At 36.2% G+C, this 19,744-nt stretch carries 13 protein-coding genes and 1 other annotated feature; of the genes, 5 read left to right on the forward strand and 8 right to left on the reverse strand.

Annotation, left to right across the window (positions count from 1 at the left end; translation table 11 throughout):
* The first annotated feature begins 443 nt into the window (after window positions 1–443).
* Genes BCR21_RS01735 through BCR21_RS01750 form a run of 4 tightly spaced genes read left to right on the forward strand, consistent with a single transcriptional unit; the run spans window position 444 to window position 3,436 of the window.
* Window positions 444–1,172, forward strand: coding sequence for an amino acid ABC transporter ATP-binding protein (locus BCR21_RS01735; RefSeq protein ID WP_069644796.1), 729 nt, complete (start codon window positions 444–446; stop codon window positions 1,170–1,172).
* A gap of 31 nt (window positions 1,173–1,203) precedes the next feature.
* Window positions 1,204–2,022 (forward strand): transporter substrate-binding domain-containing protein, encoded by an 819-nt coding sequence (locus BCR21_RS01740; RefSeq protein WP_069644797.1) that lies wholly within the window; start codon window positions 1,204–1,206, stop codon window positions 2,020–2,022.
* A 46-nt stretch (window positions 2,023–2,068) separates the two neighbouring features.
* Window positions 2,069–2,767, forward strand: a complete 699-nt coding sequence (locus tag BCR21_RS01745) for an amino acid ABC transporter permease (RefSeq protein WP_069644798.1) — start codon at window positions 2,069–2,071, stop codon at window positions 2,765–2,767.
* Between the two features lie 30 nt (window positions 2,768–2,797).
* Window positions 2,798–3,436, forward strand: coding sequence for an amino acid ABC transporter permease (locus BCR21_RS01750; RefSeq protein ID WP_069645539.1), 639 nt, complete (start codon window positions 2,798–2,800; stop codon window positions 3,434–3,436).
* Window positions 3,437–3,489: 53 nt separating this feature from the next.
* On the opposite strand, the gene pheT is transcribed toward BCR21_RS01750, so the two are convergent.
* The 6 genes from pheT to lepB form a co-directional block, all read right to left on the reverse strand.
* Window positions 3,490–5,913 (reverse strand): phenylalanine--tRNA ligase subunit beta, encoded by a 2,424-nt coding sequence (pheT, locus tag BCR21_RS01755; protein WP_069644799.1) that lies wholly within the window; start codon window positions 5,911–5,913, stop codon window positions 3,490–3,492.
* A 6-nt stretch (window positions 5,914–5,919) separates the two neighbouring features.
* Complete coding sequence (pheS, locus tag BCR21_RS01760) at window positions 5,920–6,966, reverse strand: phenylalanine--tRNA ligase subunit alpha (protein WP_069644800.1); 1,047 nt, start codon at window positions 6,964–6,966, stop codon at window positions 5,920–5,922.
* A 286-nt stretch (window positions 6,967–7,252) separates the two neighbouring features.
* Window positions 7,253–7,462: a binding site (T-box leader), on the reverse strand.
* Window positions 7,463–7,503: 41 nt separating this feature from the next.
* Entirely contained in the window at window positions 7,504–7,848 is a 345-nt protein-coding gene (locus BCR21_RS01765) for a winged helix-turn-helix transcriptional regulator (RefSeq protein ID WP_069644801.1), read from the reverse strand.
* A gap of 65 nt (window positions 7,849–7,913) precedes the next feature.
* Window positions 7,914–11,711, reverse strand: a complete 3,798-nt coding sequence (gene addA, locus BCR21_RS01770) for a helicase-exonuclease AddAB subunit AddA (protein WP_069644802.1) — start codon at window positions 11,709–11,711, stop codon at window positions 7,914–7,916.
* Entirely contained in the window at window positions 11,704–15,282 is a 3,579-nt protein-coding gene (locus BCR21_RS01775) for a PD-(D/E)XK nuclease family protein (protein ID WP_069644803.1), read from the reverse strand. The genes addA and BCR21_RS01775 overlap by 8 nt, the downstream gene beginning before the upstream one ends.
* 136 nt (window positions 15,283–15,418) lie before the next feature.
* Window positions 15,419–15,964 carry a signal peptidase I gene (lepB, locus tag BCR21_RS01780; protein ID WP_069644804.1) on the reverse strand — a complete coding sequence of 182 codons (546 nt, stop codon included), beginning with the start codon at window positions 15,962–15,964 and terminating at the stop codon, window positions 15,419–15,421.
* 373 nt (window positions 15,965–16,337) lie between these two features.
* On the opposite strand from lepB, the gene BCR21_RS01785 reads away from it, so the two are divergent.
* Window positions 16,338–16,682 carry a hypothetical protein gene (locus tag BCR21_RS01785; RefSeq protein WP_069644805.1) on the forward strand — a complete coding sequence of 115 codons (345 nt, stop codon included), beginning with the start codon at window positions 16,338–16,340 and terminating at the stop codon, window positions 16,680–16,682.
* A gap of 83 nt (window positions 16,683–16,765) precedes the next feature.
* On the opposite strand, the gene BCR21_RS01790 is transcribed toward BCR21_RS01785, so the two are convergent.
* Window positions 16,766–18,115: a glucose-6-phosphate isomerase gene (locus BCR21_RS01790; RefSeq protein WP_069644806.1), complete on the reverse strand. Its 1,350-nt coding sequence runs from the start codon at window positions 18,113–18,115 to the stop codon at window positions 16,766–16,768.
* Between the two features lie 247 nt (window positions 18,116–18,362).
* Entirely contained in the window at window positions 18,363–19,709 is a 1,347-nt protein-coding gene (gene gdhA / locus BCR21_RS01795; RefSeq protein ID WP_069644807.1) for an NADP-specific glutamate dehydrogenase, read from the reverse strand.
* Window positions 19,710–19,744 lie beyond the last annotated feature (35 nt).

Raw genomic sequence — 19,744 nt, forward strand, 5'->3', positions numbered from 1 at the left:
ATTTTTTCAACACTCTTATTCTCTACTTTTTACTACTTTTTTTCAAGTTTTATTATCGTTAGCTTCTATTATATCATGCTTTATACCTCAAATTTTCATTTAGCATATGCTTTTTAACTGTTTTTCTTGTATAAAGCGTTTAAAAAAAACTAGCAATCTCATTTTTCATATGTTATAATTTCTAACATTAACGGATGAATAGATTTATGATGATTTGATTAAATGAAAAGGAAAACTATTTTTATAAAACGAAAATAGATTAACACCACATTTCAAACGATAACTTATAAAACAGTATAATAAGAGCTCATGTAACTCTTTCCATATTCTCAGTTTATTGTCCTGTCAGTTATTTCTTTATTTTTCATTTCTCAGTTCATTCACCCGCTAATCAACAACTATCTAAAATGATGTGATAATTTTATACATAAAGGAGAATGACCATGATTTCGTTGGAACATGTAAATAAGTATTTTGGGGATCACCATGTATTGAAAGATGTTTCGTTAAAAGTCAACGAAGGAGAAAAGATCGTAATTATTGGACCTTCTGGCTCAGGTAAGAGCACTTTGATCCGTTGTATCAATCGTTTAGAAAAAGTTACTGACGGCCACATTTTCGTTGATGGTATCGACATTACTGAACCGAAAGCACCAGTTCAAAAAGTTCGTCAAAAAGTAGCAATGGTGTTTCAAAGTTTTAATTTATATGCTCATAAAACAATCATTCAAAATCTTACTTTAGCCCCTATCAAGGTCAAAGGTGTTAGTAAAGAAGAAGCAACAAAGACTGGAATGGAATATTTAGAAAGAGTCGGCTTGGCTGATAAAGCAAATGCCTACCCTGCTCAACTTTCTGGAGGTCAACAGCAACGTGTTGCAATTGCGAGGGCATTAAATATGCATCCAGAGATCATTCTTTTTGACGAACCAACCTCAGCACTTGATCCAGAAATGATCCAAGAGGTATTGGATGTTATGGTCGATTTATCTAAGCAAAATATTACAATGATTTGTGTGACGCACGAAATGGGCTTTGCTCGTCAAGTTGCGGACAAGGTGATCTTTATGGATGACGGTCAGATCATTGAAACAGGATCGCCCGAACATTTCTTCACCAACACTCAAAATGAACGTGCGAAAGAGTTCTTAAGTAAAATTATTCATAATTAATAAATAAATCAGATACAAGGAGGAATTTCAAATGAAAAAAACGAAAAAATTAGTAGCTGCATTATCCCTAACTCTATTACTTGGTTTAATTGTAGGTTGTGGCGGAGATAATAAAAATTCTGCTGATTCTGGCAATAAAAGTACAACTAACCTTCAGAAAATCAAAGATGCTGGTGTCATTAAAGTCGGTGTCAAAGAAGATGTCCCAAATTTTGGCTATATGAATCCAGATACAAATAAAAATGAAGGAATGGAACCAGACATCGCCCGCCTGATTGCAAAAGAATTGACTGGTAGTGAAGATAACGTCGAGTTTGTAGGCGTATCGGCCAAAACTCGTGGTCCTTTATTGGACAATGGTGAATTGGATATGGTAATTGCAACGTTTACAATTACTGATGAGCGAAAAGAAACGTACAACTTCACAACCCCTTATTATAAAGACGAAGTTGGTTTCTTAGTAAGAAAAGCTGACAAGTTTACTGACACTGCCAGCTTAGATGGAAAAACGATTGGTGTTGTTCAATCAGCGACTACAAAAGAAGCTATCGAAAAGCAAGCTAAAGAACTAGGTGTGTCTTTTAAATACCAAGAACTTGGTTCTTATCCTGAATTAAAAACTGCCCTAACATCAAAAAGAATCGATGCTTTCTCGGTTGATAAATCGATTTTAACAGGTTATGTAGATGATAGCACAGAAATTCTCAAGGATGGTTTCTCACCGCAAGAATATGGAATCGCAACGAAGAAGGCAAACACTGAGCTGAATGATCAGTTGAATAAATCGATTGAAAAATGGGAAAAAGACGGCACTTTAGAAAAAATTTACAAAACGTGGAATCTGGACTAACACTTCCCGATTCTATATACTTTGTTAGAATTTGGGAGGAAATTAGATGTTCATTATAGCGAATGCAGGACCTTTTGCACTCTATCGATGGGAAGCATTATTCAAAGATTGGAGACTTTTTGGAGATGCTTTCCTCTATACTATTTTATTGGCAGTCGGCTCACTAATCGTTGCAATGCTACTAGGTATTTTTTTCGGTAGTCTATCCGCTATGCAAAATAAATTATTAAACTTAATCAGTCGGATTTATGTAGAGTTTTTCCAAAATACACCATTGCTGATCCAATTTATTGTAGTTTATTATGGATTCCCTTTGATTAGTCCCATGTTGACCTTTTCAACAACAACTATCGCCATTATTTGCGTTGGTCTTTATCATGGTGCTTATATTTCTGAAGTTGTCCGCTCTGGAATTGGAGCTGTTCCTAAAGGTCAATTTGAGGCGGCTTATTCGCAAGGTTTTTCTTATGGAAAAACAATGCGCTATGTCGTCTTACCTCAAGCATGGCGAATCATGCTGCCGCCATTAACAAATCAAATCGTCAATTTAATCAAAAATACATCAACGGTTGCGATTATCTCGGGTGCGGATGTGATGTTTACTGCCAACAGTTGGTCTTCAATCAATTTAAATTATATTCCAGCTTTCACTGTAGCAGGATTACTTTACTTTATCCTATGCTTCCCACTAGCTAATTTAGCTAGAAAACTTGAAGAAAATAATAAGAAAGCTTATACCAGATAGGAGGATGCAAACATGTCTTTTTCAGAACAAATGAATCAACTTCTGACCGGCAATAATTTGCGCTTTTTATTCGATGGTTTGAAGCTTACACTTTATATTTCTTTTGTATCAATCGTTTTAAGTACAATTTTTGGAACAATTTTAGCTGTGTTGAGAAACCAAAAAAGCGGTCCTTTAAAATTCTTAGCCAGTTTATATATAGAAATTGTTCGGAATATTCCTAATTTATTGTGGATTTATGTAATCTTCTTGATTTTTAAAATCAAGTCTACTCCGGCTGGTATTGTCAGTTTTACTGTTTTCACAACTGCGGCCCTAGCTGAAATTATCCGTGGTGGTTTAAATGGTGTAGATAAAGGTCAAAAGGAGGCTGCCCATTCACAGGGATTTAGCAATTTTCAGATTCTTTTGTATATCGTTTTACCCCAAGCGATTCGCAATGTATTGCCTGCTATCGTTTCACAGTTTGTGACAGTGATCAAAGATACTAGTTTCTTATATTCAGTTATTGCTTTACAAGAACTGTTTGGCAAATCATATATTTTAATGGGTCGCTATGCACAAACGGAACAAGTCTTTGCTATATACGGACTTGTAGCGTTGATGTATTTCGTGATCAACTTCTCTATTTCCCAATTTTCAAGATGGCTTTCTAGAAACTGGGCATAAAAAAATAAGAGAGTAGCGCAAACTATTTTTAGTTTTTGCTACTCTCTTATTTTTTATCGAATCGTTACCTTAAACTCTTCTATTAAAGCTTTTTCCACTTTTTCCATTGATTGATTGATCTCTTCATCTACCAATGTCGCTTCTGCGTTTACAAATGTTAGGCTATACGCCATTGATTTTTTACCTTCAGCGATATTATCTCCTTGGTAAACATCAAATAAATGAACTGATTGCAGGAATTTTCCAGCATGTTTAGAAATCGTTCTAACTAATTCTTGGCTGGTCACTGATTCATCAACTAGTAACGCAATATCTCTAGAAACAGCTGGGAATTTTGAAATTTGTTGATAAACTAAGGCGTCATTTTCTTCTTCAATAATTGCGTGAAGATTTAATTCAGCAGCATATGTTTCGGGAATTTCATATTCCTTTGCCACTGTCGGATGAACTTGACCAATGAACCCAATGACTGTATCATTCAATTTCACTAAAGCTGTTCTTCCTGGATGTAACTCTTGGTGAGCTTTTGTTGCTTCATACGATATTTTATCTGCAATACCTACAGAGTCAAATAAAACTTCAAGCATTCCTTTGATTGTGTAAAAATCAACTGGAGCTTCTTTTGTCTGCCAATCTTTTACCACTTTATTTCCTGATAAGACAATACCTAAATGATTTTCTTCATGCGGCAATTGTTTTTTAGGATCGTTATCTTGATAAAATACTCGTCCGATTTCATAAAGAGCAACATTGTTATTTTTACGAGCAACATTATATGCTACATCGTCAAGCAAGCCTGAAATCAAGTTCATTCTTAAAACTGAACGTTCTTCACTCATCGGCCATTGTAGACTTGTTGTTAAACTTTCTCTCATCAGAAATTGACGAGATTTTTCTTCTGTTGTCAAAGCGTAGCTGATTGCTTCGCTTGCGCCACAGCCTTCTAATAAACTTTTGATTTTACGAACTAATAATTGTCCACTTGTTAAACTTCCAGCCACAGTTTCGCCTTTTGGTAAGGTTGACGGCAGGTTATCATAGCCATAGATACGTGCGACTTCTTCGATCAAGTCTGCTTCAATCGTAATATCCCAACGTCTAGGTGGAACTGTTACAATGTATTTTTCTTGATCAAGTTCGTAAGCAAATCCTAACGTATCGAAAATTTCACTCACTGTCGCTTGATCCATCTCAGTACCTAAGTACTCATTGATTCGTGAAATCGTTACACTGACAACAACATCTTCAAGTGTTAATTCAGAACCAACTGCTTTTTCTGAAACAACTGTTCCACCAGCTAATTTAGCAATCATTGCTGCCGCTACATCACCGGCTTCGCCAATCGTTGCAGGGTTAATACCTTTTTCAAATCGGCTAGAAGATTCACTGCGTAAATTGAATTCTTTTGATGTTCTACGAACAGATAGAGAATCAAATAACGCAGATTCTAGAGCAACTGTAGTTGTTTCGTCAGTAATCTCTGAATCTGCACCACCCATAACGCCTGCTAAAGCTACTGGAACTTTTCCGTTTGTAATGACAATATTTTCATCCGATACTTTTCTTATTTCACCATCTAAAGTAACAATTTCTTCGCTAGATTTGCCACGTCTCACTAAAATAGTTTGGCTATCTAACTTATCATAATCAAACGCATGCAATGGTTGTCCAAATAATAAAAGAATATAGTTTGTCACATCCACCACGTTATTGATTGGACGAATCCCTTCATTCATTAAACGCGTTTGCAACCACAACGGACTTTCAGCAATTTTTACATCCTTGATGATTCTGATTTGATAAGCTGGTGTATCTTGTTTATCTTCCACTTCAACAGAAATGTAATCTGCAGCTGTTTCGCTTGTATCTTCTTCTAAAATCGCATCATTGAATTTAGGCGTTTGGCGGTAAATTGCCCCTACTTCATAAGCCACACCACGCATACTTAATGCATCAGCACGATTCGGTGTGATAGATAACTCGATAATGTGATCATCCATATCTAAATAAGAGAAGACATCGTCACCATTAACAGCCTCTTCTGGCATATAATAAATGCCGTCAGAATAAGCTTTAGGAATCACGTTATCAGAATAACCTAATTCTTGTAAAGAACAGATCATGCCATTTGAAACTTCGCCACGCATTTTACCTTTTTTAATTTTTTGATTGCCAGTAATGCGAGAACCTGGTAAAGCTACAATTACTTTGATACCGACTTTAACATTCGGCGCACCACAAACGATTTGTGATAATTCTTCTTCACCGATATCCACTTGGCAAATCGATAAATGATCTGAATTCGGATGAGGAATACATTCTTTGACCTCGCCAACCACTATTTTTTTCAAGCCTTCTTCTGGCACCTCAACACCTTCGACTTCGATCCCAGTCAAAGACATTTGGTCAGATAATTCTTTTGCAGAAATTTTCGAAAGATCTAAATACTCACTTAACCATTTATAAGAAACTAACATCGTCGACTACTCCTTTACCTTGAACTGATTTAAGAAACGTAAATCATTTTGATAGAAATTACGAATATCATTAACACCGTAACGCAACATTGCTACACGATCTGGTCCTAAACCAAAAGCAAAACCTGTGTATTCATTTGGATCGATTCCTGACATTGATAAAACATCAGGATGAACCATGCCTGCGCCTAAAATTTCGATCCAACCAGTTTGTTTGCAAACATTACAGCCAGCACCACCACACTTGAAGCAACTAACATCAACTTCAACAGAAGGTTCGGTAAAAGGAAAGTAACTTGGACGTAGACGAATTTTACGGTCTTCACCAAACATTTTTTTCATAACAACTTCCAGCGTTCCTTTAAGGTCGCCCATTGTAATATTTTTATCAATAACCAACCCTTCGATTTGATGGAACTGGTGGCTGTGCGTCGCATCATCAGTGTCTCTGCGGAATACTTTCCCTGGAGAGATCATACGTAATGCACCTTTTGAAAAATCATGTTTTTCCATTGTTCTAGCTTGTACAGGTGATGTGTGTGTACGGATCAAAATATCCTCTGAAATATAAAATGTATCCTGCATATCGCGAGCTGGATGATCTTTCGGTAAATTCATGCGCTCAAAATTGTAATGATCTGACTCGACTTCATACCCTTCAACGACCTGGTACCCCATACCAACAAATATATCTTCGATTTCTTCCATCACTTGAGATAATACATGACGAGTTCCATGAGTCATTTGTTTACCGGGTAAAGTTACATCGATTGTTTCTTGTTCTAAAGCAGCATTTAATGCTGCTGACTCTAGGATTTCTTTACGTGCTTCCACGGCTTCAGTCAGTAAATCTCGAATTTCATTAGCAAAACTTCCAACTACTGGACGTTCTTCGGCGGATAGATCTTTCATCCCTCTCAACACTTCTGTGATAGGACCTTTTTTACCTAATGTTTCTACTCTGATTTGGTTTAGTGCTTTAAGATCAGCAACATTTTGAATATTATTCAAAGTTTCATCTCTTAACGCTTCTAGTTGAGCTTTTAATGTCATTTTTTTATTCCTTTCTTTTGCTTGGTATTAAATAAAAGCCGAACAGGCTCATTCAGCTCTGACAGAAAAATAGGGAAATATGGTTGTGACGCTTTTAGTCACGGACATATTTTGTCTTTTTTCCGAAGGGCTAGCCTGATAAGCTAGAAAATATAAACGCTGAACAGCCTCTTTTAGTCTTGTCTGAAAAATAGGAAAAATTAACTGCGCCGTTTTTTGCCGCTTTTCATTTTTATCTTTTTTCTGGAAGACTAGCCAAAATAAAAAACGATAGCCCGCTCCTATTTAAAGGAACGAGCTATCGTGTTACCATCCTAATTCATGACAAAAAATCATGCACTCAATTCTTATAACGGCTTTCACCGGTCTGCTCTCTTTGGAACAAACAAACTCCGGAAGTGAACTTCATTTTTCGATTACGCAACCTGTTTTCAGTCTAAGACAGGTTTTCCCTTTTCGTATCAGCCAAATTACTCTTTTCCATCAACATTTTTTGTTATTCAATTGATTACAGTTTACAAGAAATTAAGTCTAAGGTCAACCGCATTCTTCAGCGGTAACCCATTTTTCTGCCCAATTCTGAATTTGTTCCATTGCTTGTTGTAAGTCTTTGCCTTTATTTGTGAGGAAATATTCTAGACGACTACTCTCATCACAGCGAACTGCTTTTGAGATGATCCCTTCGCCTTCTAATTCTTTCAAGCGTTCCACTAGCACTCGATCGCTTAGTTCAGGGATTTTTTGTCTTAACTCACCAAATCGTTGAGGACCATTTTCCAACAAGACGTCAATAATCAAACCATTCCATTTCTTCCCTAAAATCGCAAAAGCTTTTTCGAATTTAGGACATAGAGAAAATTCGGTTGTTTTTACTTGCTCCATTTTCCTCACCTCGTGAACTGAGTATAGCACACAACTTACAATTTGTAAGTATATTTGCTTTCATTTTAATTCATTTTTTCAATAATCTCTTCTTTGTCCATATCAATAATGATTCCAGCAGACAATAATACGAGCAATAACTGATTGACTTGTTTCTCTGTAGCCTGAGCTAGCGCTTTTCGGTATAAATTCAATTGACCTCTATAACGCTGAATGATTTTTTTGATTTCATGTGTATTTTCAATGTCTTGAACAAAATCAGTCTTGTAATCATAAAGAATACAGTTTTCATCTTGTTCAACGTATCCATCGATCATTCCGTGGATCAATAAATCGTCTTGTGTCTCTTTGGGATAATCTTTGATTAGTTGTTCCGCCTTCAACAACATCGAAAATGGTTGTTCCCGAACAACTTTTGCTGGATTTTCTAGCAAAAGTTGCCCTAAACTCGTACGATAGAAAGATAGAACTTGATCGATATTGATTTGTTTCGCTACATTTTCTTGTATGATTTTTGTTTGGACTAGTTCTTCAAGCAGTTGAAGAATACTGTCTTTGGTCGGTTCTTCATTCAAGTCTAAAAGCTGCAATAAATAATGTGTTGCTGTTCCGATTTCCACCGCGGATGGTTTCCGAATGGTTTCAATAAATCTGGGTTTCCCTAGCTCCCCTTCACTCATCCGGTGAATGATCATCGGTGTTGGTTGAATTGTATTTTTTTCATTTACTTCGATTTTAGCGATTTCCTTATTGTCTGGGTCTTCGAATACACGCTTGATTTCAGACACTGATTGGTAATTCGTCGTTTTAGTAGAAAGTTGATAGGGATACTCATAATTTAAACGACGCAGACCTTTTTCTATGGATTTTGGATCACTATTTCCAGTATGTTCTTCTTTTATGGAACTTGTATCAACAAATTGAAGTGCTGCAAACTGCTCTTGTATCGCTTTTTCTGTCATAAAAGAAACGGTAAAATCTGCTGAATGTTGCGTGATTCCTGCAATTTTCTCAGTTAAAAATTCAGTTTGAAATTCAGCCATTTTTTGATGACGAACCAAACTCATCCCTACCCAGTTCATCAAGCTACTTTTACCTTGCAGACGATTTTCACTAGGCAAGACTTTTGTCTGAACATCGCCAACCTTTAGCCATTCTTTAAAAGCCGCATCTTGATTGTTGTATGAACCCACTAAATAAAGTTTTTGCTCAGCTCTAGTCAATGCTACATATAATTTACGCATTTCTTCTGAAAGTAATTTTTTTAATTTTGCCTGTTTAATTGCCAAAAATGGTAAAGTTTCATAGAGCATTCGATCTGTTTGATCAAGATAACGAATCCCCACACCTAAGCGATCATCAAAGATATAGCGTTCGTTCAAGTCGCCAAGATTAAACTCTTTGGTCATGTCTAAAATGAAAACTACTGGGAATTCTAAGCCTTTACTAGCATGAATCGTCATAACACGAACTGCATTCTCTTCGCTCAAAATTACTGGTTCAGCTAAATCCTTATCTTTTTCCTGCATTTTTTCAATAAAACGAACAAATTGAAACAACCCTCGGAAGCTTGTTTGTTCATAACTGGCGGCTCGGTCGACCAAAGCATATAGGTTTGCCTGTCTTTGTTTCCCCGCAGGCATTCCTCCTACATAATCTAAATACGCAGTATCTTGATAGATCTGCCAAATGAGTGTCGCTAATTGATTTCTTCTAGCAATTTCTCGCCATTGTTCCAGCCAGTCAGCAAATTTTGTGGTTTTTTCTTTTAATGATTGCTGATCTGAATCGCTAGCTTCATTTTGGTTAAACATTAAAAATGCTTCATAATACGAACTTTTTTTAGCTGCCAAACGGATCGTCACTAATTCATTTTCTTTCAAGCCTACAATCGGTGAACGCAAGACAGCCGCTAGTGGAATATCTTGATAGGGATTGTCGATGATTTGTAAAAGAGCCACCATTGTTTGGACTTCTGTTGCTTGGAAATAATTTTGAGCATCATTCACTTGAATCGGAATTCCAGCTAATTTGAATATTTCTAAAATCGTCAAATTATTTTTCTTAGTTGGCGTCAATAGCACAATATCCTTATAGGTAAGTGGGCGATTTTCTTTCGTTGATTTGTCATAAATCAAAAATTTCTTATCAATCAGCTCTCTAATTTTGAGTGCTGTCATATGCAATTCGCCTTCAGTTTTATCTTCTAAGATCAATTGAGAATCATCTAGGTTAGGCGTTTCTTCCAACTGCTCTGATTTTTTTTCATAAATCAGCAATTCCGTGTCATAATTTTCAGCTTCAGCGAACTGGTCGAATCCATGAACAAGCTGCGCAGCCTCATCGTACGCAATTTGACCGACACGTTCATCCATTAATTGTTCAAAAACTAAATTAGTAAAATCTAAGACATTTTTTCTAGAACGGAAATTTTCAGCTAAAACGATTCGTTTTCCCTCTTTATTTTGACCATATTGATTATATTTTTCAATAAATAATGTTGGATCAGCTAAACGGAAAGAATAAATAGATTGTTTGACATCCCCCACCATAAACAAGTTACCTTCTTCGGCTGTAGGTCTTCTGAGCCAATATAAAATCGTTTCCTGCAATCGATTGATATCTTGATATTCATCGACCAACACTTCATCAAACTTCTCTCGATAATAGTTGGAAGCTTCAGTAGCAAACCAATCCCCAGATTCTTTTTTTGCTAAAATCGCTAAAGTGAAATGTTCTAAATCATTGAAATCAACTAAGCCTTTTCTTAGTTTCTGCTTGCTGTAAGTATCTATGAATGCTTTTCCCACTTTAGCCATCTCTTGAACAAGTGGCTGGGATTGTTCTAAGATTTCCTTCATTTGTTCAGGTGATAAAGTAAAAAGATTACTAAGAATATCGTTTATCGCTTTTTTATTTTGTTCTCGCAAGTTTTTGGCTTGGGCAGAAATCTCTTTCAACTCTTCCGTACGCACGGTAGGATAGCGCTCAAATGTGACTGTTTTAGAAATTTCAAATGCTGATTCTACGTCATCATCAGCTAGTTGACTGGTAAAAGTTTCAACGAATTCTTTTTCATTTCTAGCAAGAGTTGCGATTTTTTCTAACTTTTCTTCCCCTTCTGTCATACGAATCATTTCTTCATAACGATCCACACAGCGCAACAGATTTTCCATAAGCTGAGGTTTCAAATAATCTTGAAATAATGCTGAGTCTCCCAATGGTCCCTCTACACGGTAGCTATCAGCTAAGTGAGCGAGCCATTCTTCTGGATCTGGATTAGCGCGGGCAAATTCGTACAGCGAAAAGACCAATCTAGTCAGACCATCATCACTACGATCATTAGAAAAATTACCTGTCAGTTGGTAAAATGATTCTTCATTTTCAGCATAGAATTTTTCTCTAAGTTCATCCCAAACATCTTCTTTTAAAAGTAGCATCTCTGTTTCATCTGTCAACAAACGAAACACAGGATCCATTTCGATCAAATAATAAAAACGTCGAATTACTGTTAAACAAAAAGCATGCAAAGTACTGATATTCGCAGTAGGAAGCAACGTCAACTGCCTGATAAAATGCTGTTTTTTCTCTTGCTCACTTTCATTTGTGATTGCCTTTTGCAAAGCAATTTGAATTCTTTCCTTCATTTCTTTTGCAGCAGCTTCTGTATATGTCACGATCAACAATCGATCGATATCCACACCACTTTTAAGTTTTTCGATGACTCTACGAACAAGAACTGTGGTTTTCCCAGAACCAGCAGAAGCTGAAACTAAAATATTCTCGTCTCCGTCAAAAACTGCTTGCCACTGATTATCGGTAAATTGTTCATTTTCTGGACGTAAAGGAATTGTCTTACTCATCAATCGTTCCTCCTTCCTGCTCATTTTCGATCAAACGATCCATAACCTCTTTTTTCGATAATGTTTCAATACGATTGTAATTATTTTCTTTTAGCATAACATCAAAGTTACAGACACTTCTAAATGGGCAAAAACGACAAGCGATGCGTTCTTTTCCTTGATAAGCTGGGTTTAAATCGATTTCACCGCTAGTTACCTTATTACCAGCCTCGATAAATTTACTACGGTTATGGGTTAATAAAGCGTCTAACTCAGGTTCTGTCACAAATTTATCTTCTTGACGGCGACCTGGTTTGATAATTTCTTTGGCTGACTCTTCGATTGGGAAAATCAAAGAACTTTGTTTAGCCTGTAAACTTTTATCCAAATTCCCGAGTAAGACTGGATCGTTCAATAACAAACCATCAAATTGGAATTTCTTCAAAAGTTGCTGCTCTTTTTTATCCTCTGTTTCATAGGGAAGAATCGGGTTGTGAACATGCAGATATAATGAGCCAGCAGGTTTGGCTGGCTGCCCCACCAAATTCACAGCATCCATCAATGCGACATCTAAGTAGGTCAGCATCTGCATAGCTAGCCCATAATAAGCTTCTGTAATGTTGAATTTCTTGTGACTCGATTTATAATCAACGACGCCTAAGTATAAAGCATCTGGAGTTACTAGTTGATCCAAACGATCAATTTTCCCTCTAACACTGATGTTACCACCATTTTGAAGTGGCAATTCTAATCCCTTGATCCCTTTTTGACTAGCAATCTGACCAAATAAAACTTCTGTTTGAACAGTCGTCATTCCACTGCGTTCGCTCTGACGTTTCAATGCCCAGCTTACTTTTTTAATTGTCTGACCAAGCTGATAACGGATATAATTCATTCGGCTGGATGTGTCGAGAATCGAAAATTTTATCTCACCGAAGACAGTATTCAATATTTGCTCTGTAAATTCGCTGACTTCTCGATCGGTCAGTTCAGATAATTGTTTCTTTTGCATGATCAATAATTTAAAGAACTGATCTAATGCCTCATGGAAAAAGTCCCCTGTTGCAGCTGGCGATAAACCAAAAACATCTCTTTCTTTTAAGCCTAAGCCAAAGCGTGAGAAATATTGATACTGACAACGATAAAAACTTTCCATTCTTGAGACAGATGTGTAAATATTCTTAGTATATAATTCATCTGCTAGATGTTCTTGTAGGTTTTCTGGTAAGTTTTGATGTCCAAGGCTTTCAAAAACGTGACGAGCAAGTGCTGCTTGAGAATGTTTCATTAATTCACGTTCCAACACCAGCCAAAAAGACAAAATTCCTTCTTGTGTTTCCTTTTTCTGACGTTTTAGATTCGTTAAATCACTGATCAATGTTCTGTAAGTGCCGATATGTTCTAGGCTGACTTGTTCATCATCTAAAATTGTGAGTGCATTTCTTTGCTGCATTGGCAAGCCTAAATCATTTTGAATATTGGTTAAATAAGTAGATACTTTGACATCTTTAGCGGTATCTTTCACACTTGGATAAGAAAAATATAAGCGTTCAGTAGCCGAAGCAAATAGAATATACGCGTTAAATGGTTCCTTCGCGATACTTTTTCTCGTGTCATTCAACAAAAATTGTCCATCATCTAAATGACCATTAACGAATTGTCTTTCCTCATCTGAAAGTAACGTTTTATTATCGAATTTTTGTGGTAAAACTTGATCCGTCAAACCAATTGCAAACACAATTTTAGCTTGTCCAGGGCGAGCTAAATCGATTGAACGAACTTGTACTTGATCAATTGCCGTCGGTACTTTATTGTAACGTAACCCTTCTAAACCACTCGAAAAAATCTCTTCAAATGCAACTAGGTCAAAAGATTCATTCCCGTAAATCGTTACATACTCATCTAACAAAGTCATCAAAGCTTCCCAAGTTTGTTCATGATTACGAGCGTCTTCTAATTGACCGCTCTCAATTGCTTGATTGCGCCACATCATCAATTGCTTTTCGACGCCATTATTCACCAAGAAACGATAAAAATAGTCAGCCGCTTCAATTCCTGTTTGTGCTTTTTGAATTTGTTTAAAAAAGGCTGGTACTGTTTGTTGGATCACATTTCGTACCGCATTCGAATCTTTTTCGATCAACTCAGTGTCATCTTGCTGCTCCGCTTCAAAATCATAACGGATAAAATGCCAATCCTTATTTGTCTCCCAATGATAGCCTTCATATCCGTAAGCCAAAACAACATTTTCCGCTACGTCGATTTTACGACGCCATTCATTTCGTTGAATTTGCCATTCTTCAACTGAGACTTGGTCTTCGATTGGAAAGAATAATTCTGTTCTTAAAAAGCGCAATACATCTCGATAACGATAATGATAGGCATGAATTGCAAATAAAGACTGAATAAACTCAACTAAAGGATGCTGTTCCATCGCCATATCGCGATCCAAGTAGACGGGAATCTCATGCATCGAAAATAACGGTTCGATCATAGTTTCATAACTATCCAGTTCTCGTGTCAGCAATTGAATATCTTTATACCGATAATTTTCTTCTACAACTAGTCTTCTGATTTCTTTTGCAATATGGTTGATTTCTTCCTTAGGATTTTCTGCACACCAAAATTGCAGATGATCCTCCGTGATTCCTTGTTTGCCTTTTTTAGGATGACTTTCTTGCGCCTCAACCCAATATTTTTCAAGAGTTTGGAGACTGTTATTTGCAATCAAGACTTTATTTTTTTCCACGTAGTCAGGTAAAATCGCCACATTAGCATTTCTAGCTAATTGATATAACTTATGATAGGTCGTACCTGTTTCATAAAATAAATTCATCAACGACGGCAGTTCATTCGGATATTTTTTATCCAATACTAATGAAATTTTAATCTCACCACCGCGACGCATCAATGTCTCTATCAATTTCAATTCTCTTGCAGAAAAATTATGATACCCATTGATCACGAATAAAACATTGCTCAGGTCTTTTGTTTCTAAATATTCCGTTAAATAATTAAGGATTTCTGCCGATTTGATTCCATATTGTGTCATCGTTTCTTCAAATTTTGAAAAAACTAATTTGATATCTTGAATTTTTAATTGTAAATCCTGTTCTTTACTATCTGAATTCGGTTCCGATAAGTACCCAAATAACTCGTCTAAATCAACGTTTCCTTCTTTCATTTCCTGATACAGGTCAAATAGCTGCTGGATAAATCCAGATTTATTGACTTCTCCACGAAAGACTTTCAACGATTCTTCATTTTCTGACAAAATTTTTCTAAAAACCATCGCAGCTCCAGCCTCGGAAAGAACCTCTGAACCATAATATTGTGTATGTTGTAAAAAGTACCAAGCCAAACGATAAAAACTAAACACTTGAAAGCGCATTGTTGCAATCGAATCACTATGATTCTCTCGTATATTTTTTATTCGTTTGAGTGCGTTGATCTCTTGCTCAAATTTCATGTGGTTTGGTACTAAATAAAAAACTTCGTGTGAATCATCTTCTGATAACCACTGTACGGAAGCTTGTAAAAGAGCTTCTTCTAAATCCATCTCAGCAGTTCCGCGGATAAATTGTAGACTCATTCTGTCACATCCTTTATAAGTGTTTCATGTCCTTAGTTTATCATAAATGGAGCTTGAATACGGCTTTTACTATCTAACAAAAAAAGCCTCTTAATTAAAAGAGAGCTTTCTTGTATTGTCATTAATGAGACCTACTTTAAATCGTTCCAAAACGATCCAGCGGCCACAAGACAAATTTAACGTCACCTAATATTTTGTCTTTATTGATGAAACCGATCATTCGTCCATCTTTTGAATTCCGACGATTATCACCCATTACAAAATATTCGCCTTCCGGAACTTTCTTCTCACCAGTAACCTCGCTCAACGTGAAATCACTTGTCAAGGGTAAGCCATCCGTAACTTCTCCTTTGAATTCATCAAGATAGGGTTCTTTGACTTCTTTATCATTGATATATAAAACATCATTTTTATATTCAATCGTATCACCCGGCAAACCAATCACTCGCTTGATATAATTCTTCTTGGGTTCATCTGGTGCTGGAAATGTCACAATATCAAAACGCTTGATTTTCGTATTTTTTAATGCAATCACTCGCTCACCATCTGCTAAAGTCGGATCCATCGAATGCCCTTTGACAACAACTGGTGTGAAAACAAATTGTCTTAGCAAAAATAAAAATGCTGCTAAACCAACAAAAAATAATATTGTATGTAATAACTCTTTAGACTTCAAATTCATTCCTCCAAAAAACTTACTTTCTACATTCTACCACAGACAATCAAAATTCTACAGAATTCTTTTCTTTTTAAATAAACTTTTAAGTCATTACTTAATAATTTAAGTATTACCTACCTGTTAAATAACCAAAATTTAAACCTGAGGGAATTTATTTTGATCTTATCATTTTTTTAAAGCGACAAAGTGCTTAAGCCAATCCACTTTTTCTTTCAAATCATTTATCACGTTCAATCTACTTCCTAATTCTCCCTAAAATCCACTTAGGCTTGATAATAACAGAATTTAATTATGAATATACAAGAAAAATAGATGACTGCACACGAAACATTTGATAAACTGAAGAAGATATAGGAATAATAAGGAGGATACCATCATGTTTATCTCATTTGGCATGTTTATTGGTTTAATCATATTAACAATCATCATGATTGCATTGATTATTTATTTAACATTTACAGGCGGTAATCATAAATCGCATCATGATAATACCCAGCAAGTAGAAGCTGCTGCTAAAGAGAGGTTGGCTCAAAATAATTTGGCTATGTCAAATCAGTCAAATGACTTAAATCAAAGCGAATCAACTCATCATGACGATTTTATGCAACAATCTGAAACAGAGAATCATTATTATCAGGAACCAACATCTTCTGAGGAAATTATTGAAGACGATGACTCATTGCAAGTTCTTCCTTATCCCAAAGATGATGACTTCAAATGACCCCAATCAAAAATACCGCTAACAGAAGTCAAAAACTCCTGTTAGCGGTATTTGCATATAAAAATCACTGAAACAAAATTATGTTACAAACGTGCGTTCAATTCTTTCGCTAAGTCTTCAAAACCGGGTTTACCAAGTAATGCAAACATGTTTTTCTTATATGCTTCCACACCCTCTTGGTCAAATGGATTAACACCATTCAAGTAACCTGAAATTCCTACAGCAATTTCAAAAAAGTACATTACATATCCTAATGAATAAGCATCCATCGCTGGAATTTTAACGATCATATTAGGCACTCCACCATCTGTATGAGCTAGTAAAGTTCCTTCAAAGGCTTTTGTATTTACAAAATCAATTTCTTTTCCTTGTAAATAGCCTAATCCATCTAAATCTTCAGCAAGTTCAGGGATAGAAACAACATGACGTGGTGTATCAACTTTAACAACTGTTTCAAATAAGTTGCGCATGCCATCTTGAACATATTGACCCATTGAATGCAAATCAGTAGAGAAGTCTGCTGCTGCTGGGAAAATACCTTTTTGATCTTTACCTTCTGATTCACCGAAAAGTTGTTTCCACCACTCAGAGAAATAATGCATTCCTGGTTCATAATTGATCAACATTTCTGTTGTTTTACCTTTGCGGTATAAGATATTTCTTAACGCAGCATATTGATAAGCTTGATTTTTACTTAGATCAGTAGTTGTAGCATATTCTTTACGCGCATCATTGGCACCTGTCATCAAAGCATCGATATCGCCACCGCTAACTGCGATCGGTAATAAACCAACTGGCGTTAGCACAGTGAAACGTCCACCAACATCATCAGGAATCACAAATGTTTCCCAACCCTCTGCATCTGCTTCCACTTTAACAGCACCTTTAGCGCGGTCAGTTGTTGCATAGATACGTTTGTTTGCTTCATCTTTGCCATATTTTTTGATCAATAATTCTTTAAATACTCTAAATGCGATTGCAGGCTCTGTCGTTGTACCAGATTTAGAAATCACATTTACTGAGAAGTCACGATCACCAATAACATTGATCAAATCAGCTAAGTAAGTTGAGCTGATACTGTTTCCAGCAAAGAAAACCTGTGGTGCTTTTCTTTCGTCTGCTGGTAATAAATTATTAAATGAATGATGTAAAAATTCAATTGCCGCTCTTGCACCTAAGTAAGAACCACCGATACCGATCACAACTAAAACTTCAGAATCAGATTGAATTTTTTCAGCCGCTTTTTTGATGCGGGCAAATTCGTCTTTATCATAATTTTCTGGTAGATCGATCCAACCAGTAAAATCACTCCCAGCTCCAGTTCCTTCTCTTAATGCTTTGTCTACTGCAGTCACTTGTGTCTGCATGTATTCCAATTCATGATCAGCAACAAATGGTGTCAAATTGGAATAATCAAATTGAATGTGTGACATTCCTTCTCCTCCTTGAAATTAAACTTAATACACTAACTACTTTACGTTCTTTTTATGCTTTTTTCAAGCAAATTATGACTGTCTGTACCAATTTTATTTTAAATCAGTTAAAAAGACTTGTTTATTCCACAAATCAAAACATTATTTTAATGTATCTACTCCTCTATAAGATAAAGCATCAGAAAAAAATGAAGAATGAACAGGATAAAACTCATCACTATCATTCTCCATTCTCTCTATTTTTGGACTAGACCAAGCCTTGACTTAACATAGCTCGCGCCACTTTTTCAAAGCCTGCAACATTTGCCCCTAAGACAAAATTATTTGCAGCATCATATTTGTTTGCTGTATCACGACATGTTTCGTAAATATTTTTCATAATATCATCAAGCATACCATCAACTTTTTCAAATGACCAAGATAATCGCTCTGAATTTTGACTCATTTCTAACGCAGAAACCGCTACACCACCAGCATTTGCTGCTTTCCCTGGGCAATACAAAACACCCGCTTTGTCAAGCACTGATACTGCTTCTAAAGTACAAGGCATATTGGCACCTTCAGCTACGACTTTTCCGCCATTTTTTACTAAAAGTTCAGCTTGCGTTTCATTGATCTCATTTTGAGTAGCACATGGTAACGCAATATCATAAGCAACTTCAAAGTCCCAAACGGATTGCCCATCATAATACGTAGCATCTGAATGAGTTTCCACATATTTAGAAATACGCTCACGATTTTTTTCTTTTAATTCTTTAACTAATTCAACATCGATACCATTGGGATCGTAAATAAATCCATTTGAATCAGAACAAGTTAGAACCGTGGCACCTAATTCTTTCGCTTTTTCCATTGCGTAGATTGATACATTTCCGCTCCCAGAAACAACGACTTTTTTCCCTGCAAATGAGTCATTTGAGTCATTCAATAGATGTTTAACGAAGTAAACACAGCCATACCCTGTAGCTTCGGTTCTTGCTTCACTACCCCAGTAGCCTAAAGGTTTACCAGTTAGAACACCTGCATCATAATTTCTCAAACGTTTATACATACCGAATAAGTAACCAATTTCTCTTGCACCAACACCAATATCTCCTGCTGGTACATCTGTGCTTGGCCCAATATGTTTTTGTAATTCCGTCATGAAACTTTGACAAAAACGCATGACTTCAGCATCTGATTTTCCTTTAGGCTCAAAATCACTTCCGCCTTTACCGCCGCCAATAGGTAGACCAGTTAGGCTATTTTTAAAAATTTGTTCAAATGCTAAAAATTTCATCACACTTAAATTCACGCTAGGATGAAAACGTAAGCCGCCTTTATATGGACCAATCGCAGAATTATACTGCACGCGGTACCCACGGTTGACTTGCCAGTTCCCTTGATCATCTTGCCAAGGAACTCTAAATTGTAAAATTCTCTCTGGTTCAATCAAGACACCTAAAATATTGGCTTCAATGAAAGCCGGATTTTCTTTTAAAAAAACCTCAACCGTTGGTAAAAATTCGTCAACTGCTTGCAAGTATTCCACTTGCCCTCGATCGTTTTCATGAATCTTTTTTTGAATCTCTTCCACGTACTGTTTTGCTTCCATTTAATCACCCTCTCATCGTTATAATCCTATTTTAA

The sequence above is a fragment of the Enterococcus ureasiticus genome (assembly GCF_001730285.1).
Taxonomy (GTDB): domain Bacteria; phylum Bacillota; class Bacilli; order Lactobacillales; family Enterococcaceae; genus Enterococcus_L; species Enterococcus_L ureasiticus.

Bases quoted from the DNA above. Each gene is read 5' to 3' on its own strand.
- BCR21_RS01740 (WP_069644797.1), top strand. From the start codon at position 1,204: ATGAAAAAAACGAAAAAATTAGTAGCTGCATTATCCCTAACTCTATTA.
- pheT (WP_069644799.1), bottom strand. From the start codon at position 5,913: ATGTTAGTTTCTTATAAATGGTTAAGTGAGTATTTAGATCTTTCGAAA.
- BCR21_RS01785 (WP_069644805.1), top strand. From the start codon at position 16,338: ATGTTTATCTCATTTGGCATGTTTATTGGTTTAATCATATTAACAATC.
- addA (WP_069644802.1), bottom strand. From the start codon at position 11,711: ATGAGTAAGACAATTCCTTTACGTCCAGAAAATGAACAATTTACCGAT.
- pheS (WP_069644800.1), bottom strand. From the start codon at position 6,966: ATGACATTAAAAGCTCAACTAGAAGCGTTAAGAGATGAAACTTTGAAT.
- BCR21_RS01750 (WP_069645539.1), top strand. From the start codon at position 2,798: ATGAATCAACTTCTGACCGGCAATAATTTGCGCTTTTTATTCGATGGT.
- gdhA (WP_069644807.1), bottom strand. From the start codon at position 19,709: ATGGAAGCAAAACAGTACGTGGAAGAGATTCAAAAAAAGATTCATGAA.
- BCR21_RS01735 (WP_069644796.1), top strand. From the start codon at position 444: ATGATTTCGTTGGAACATGTAAATAAGTATTTTGGGGATCACCATGTA.
- lepB (WP_069644804.1), bottom strand. From the start codon at position 15,964: ATGAATTTGAAGTCTAAAGAGTTATTACATACAATATTATTTTTTGTT.
- BCR21_RS01790 (WP_069644806.1), bottom strand. From the start codon at position 18,115: ATGTCACACATTCAATTTGATTATTCCAATTTGACACCATTTGTTGCT.
- BCR21_RS01765 (WP_069644801.1), bottom strand. From the start codon at position 7,848: ATGGAGCAAGTAAAAACAACCGAATTTTCTCTATGTCCTAAATTCGAA.
- BCR21_RS01775 (WP_069644803.1), bottom strand. From the start codon at position 15,282: ATGAGTCTACAATTTATCCGCGGAACTGCTGAGATGGATTTAGAAGAA.
- BCR21_RS01745 (WP_069644798.1), top strand. From the start codon at position 2,069: ATGTTCATTATAGCGAATGCAGGACCTTTTGCACTCTATCGATGGGAA.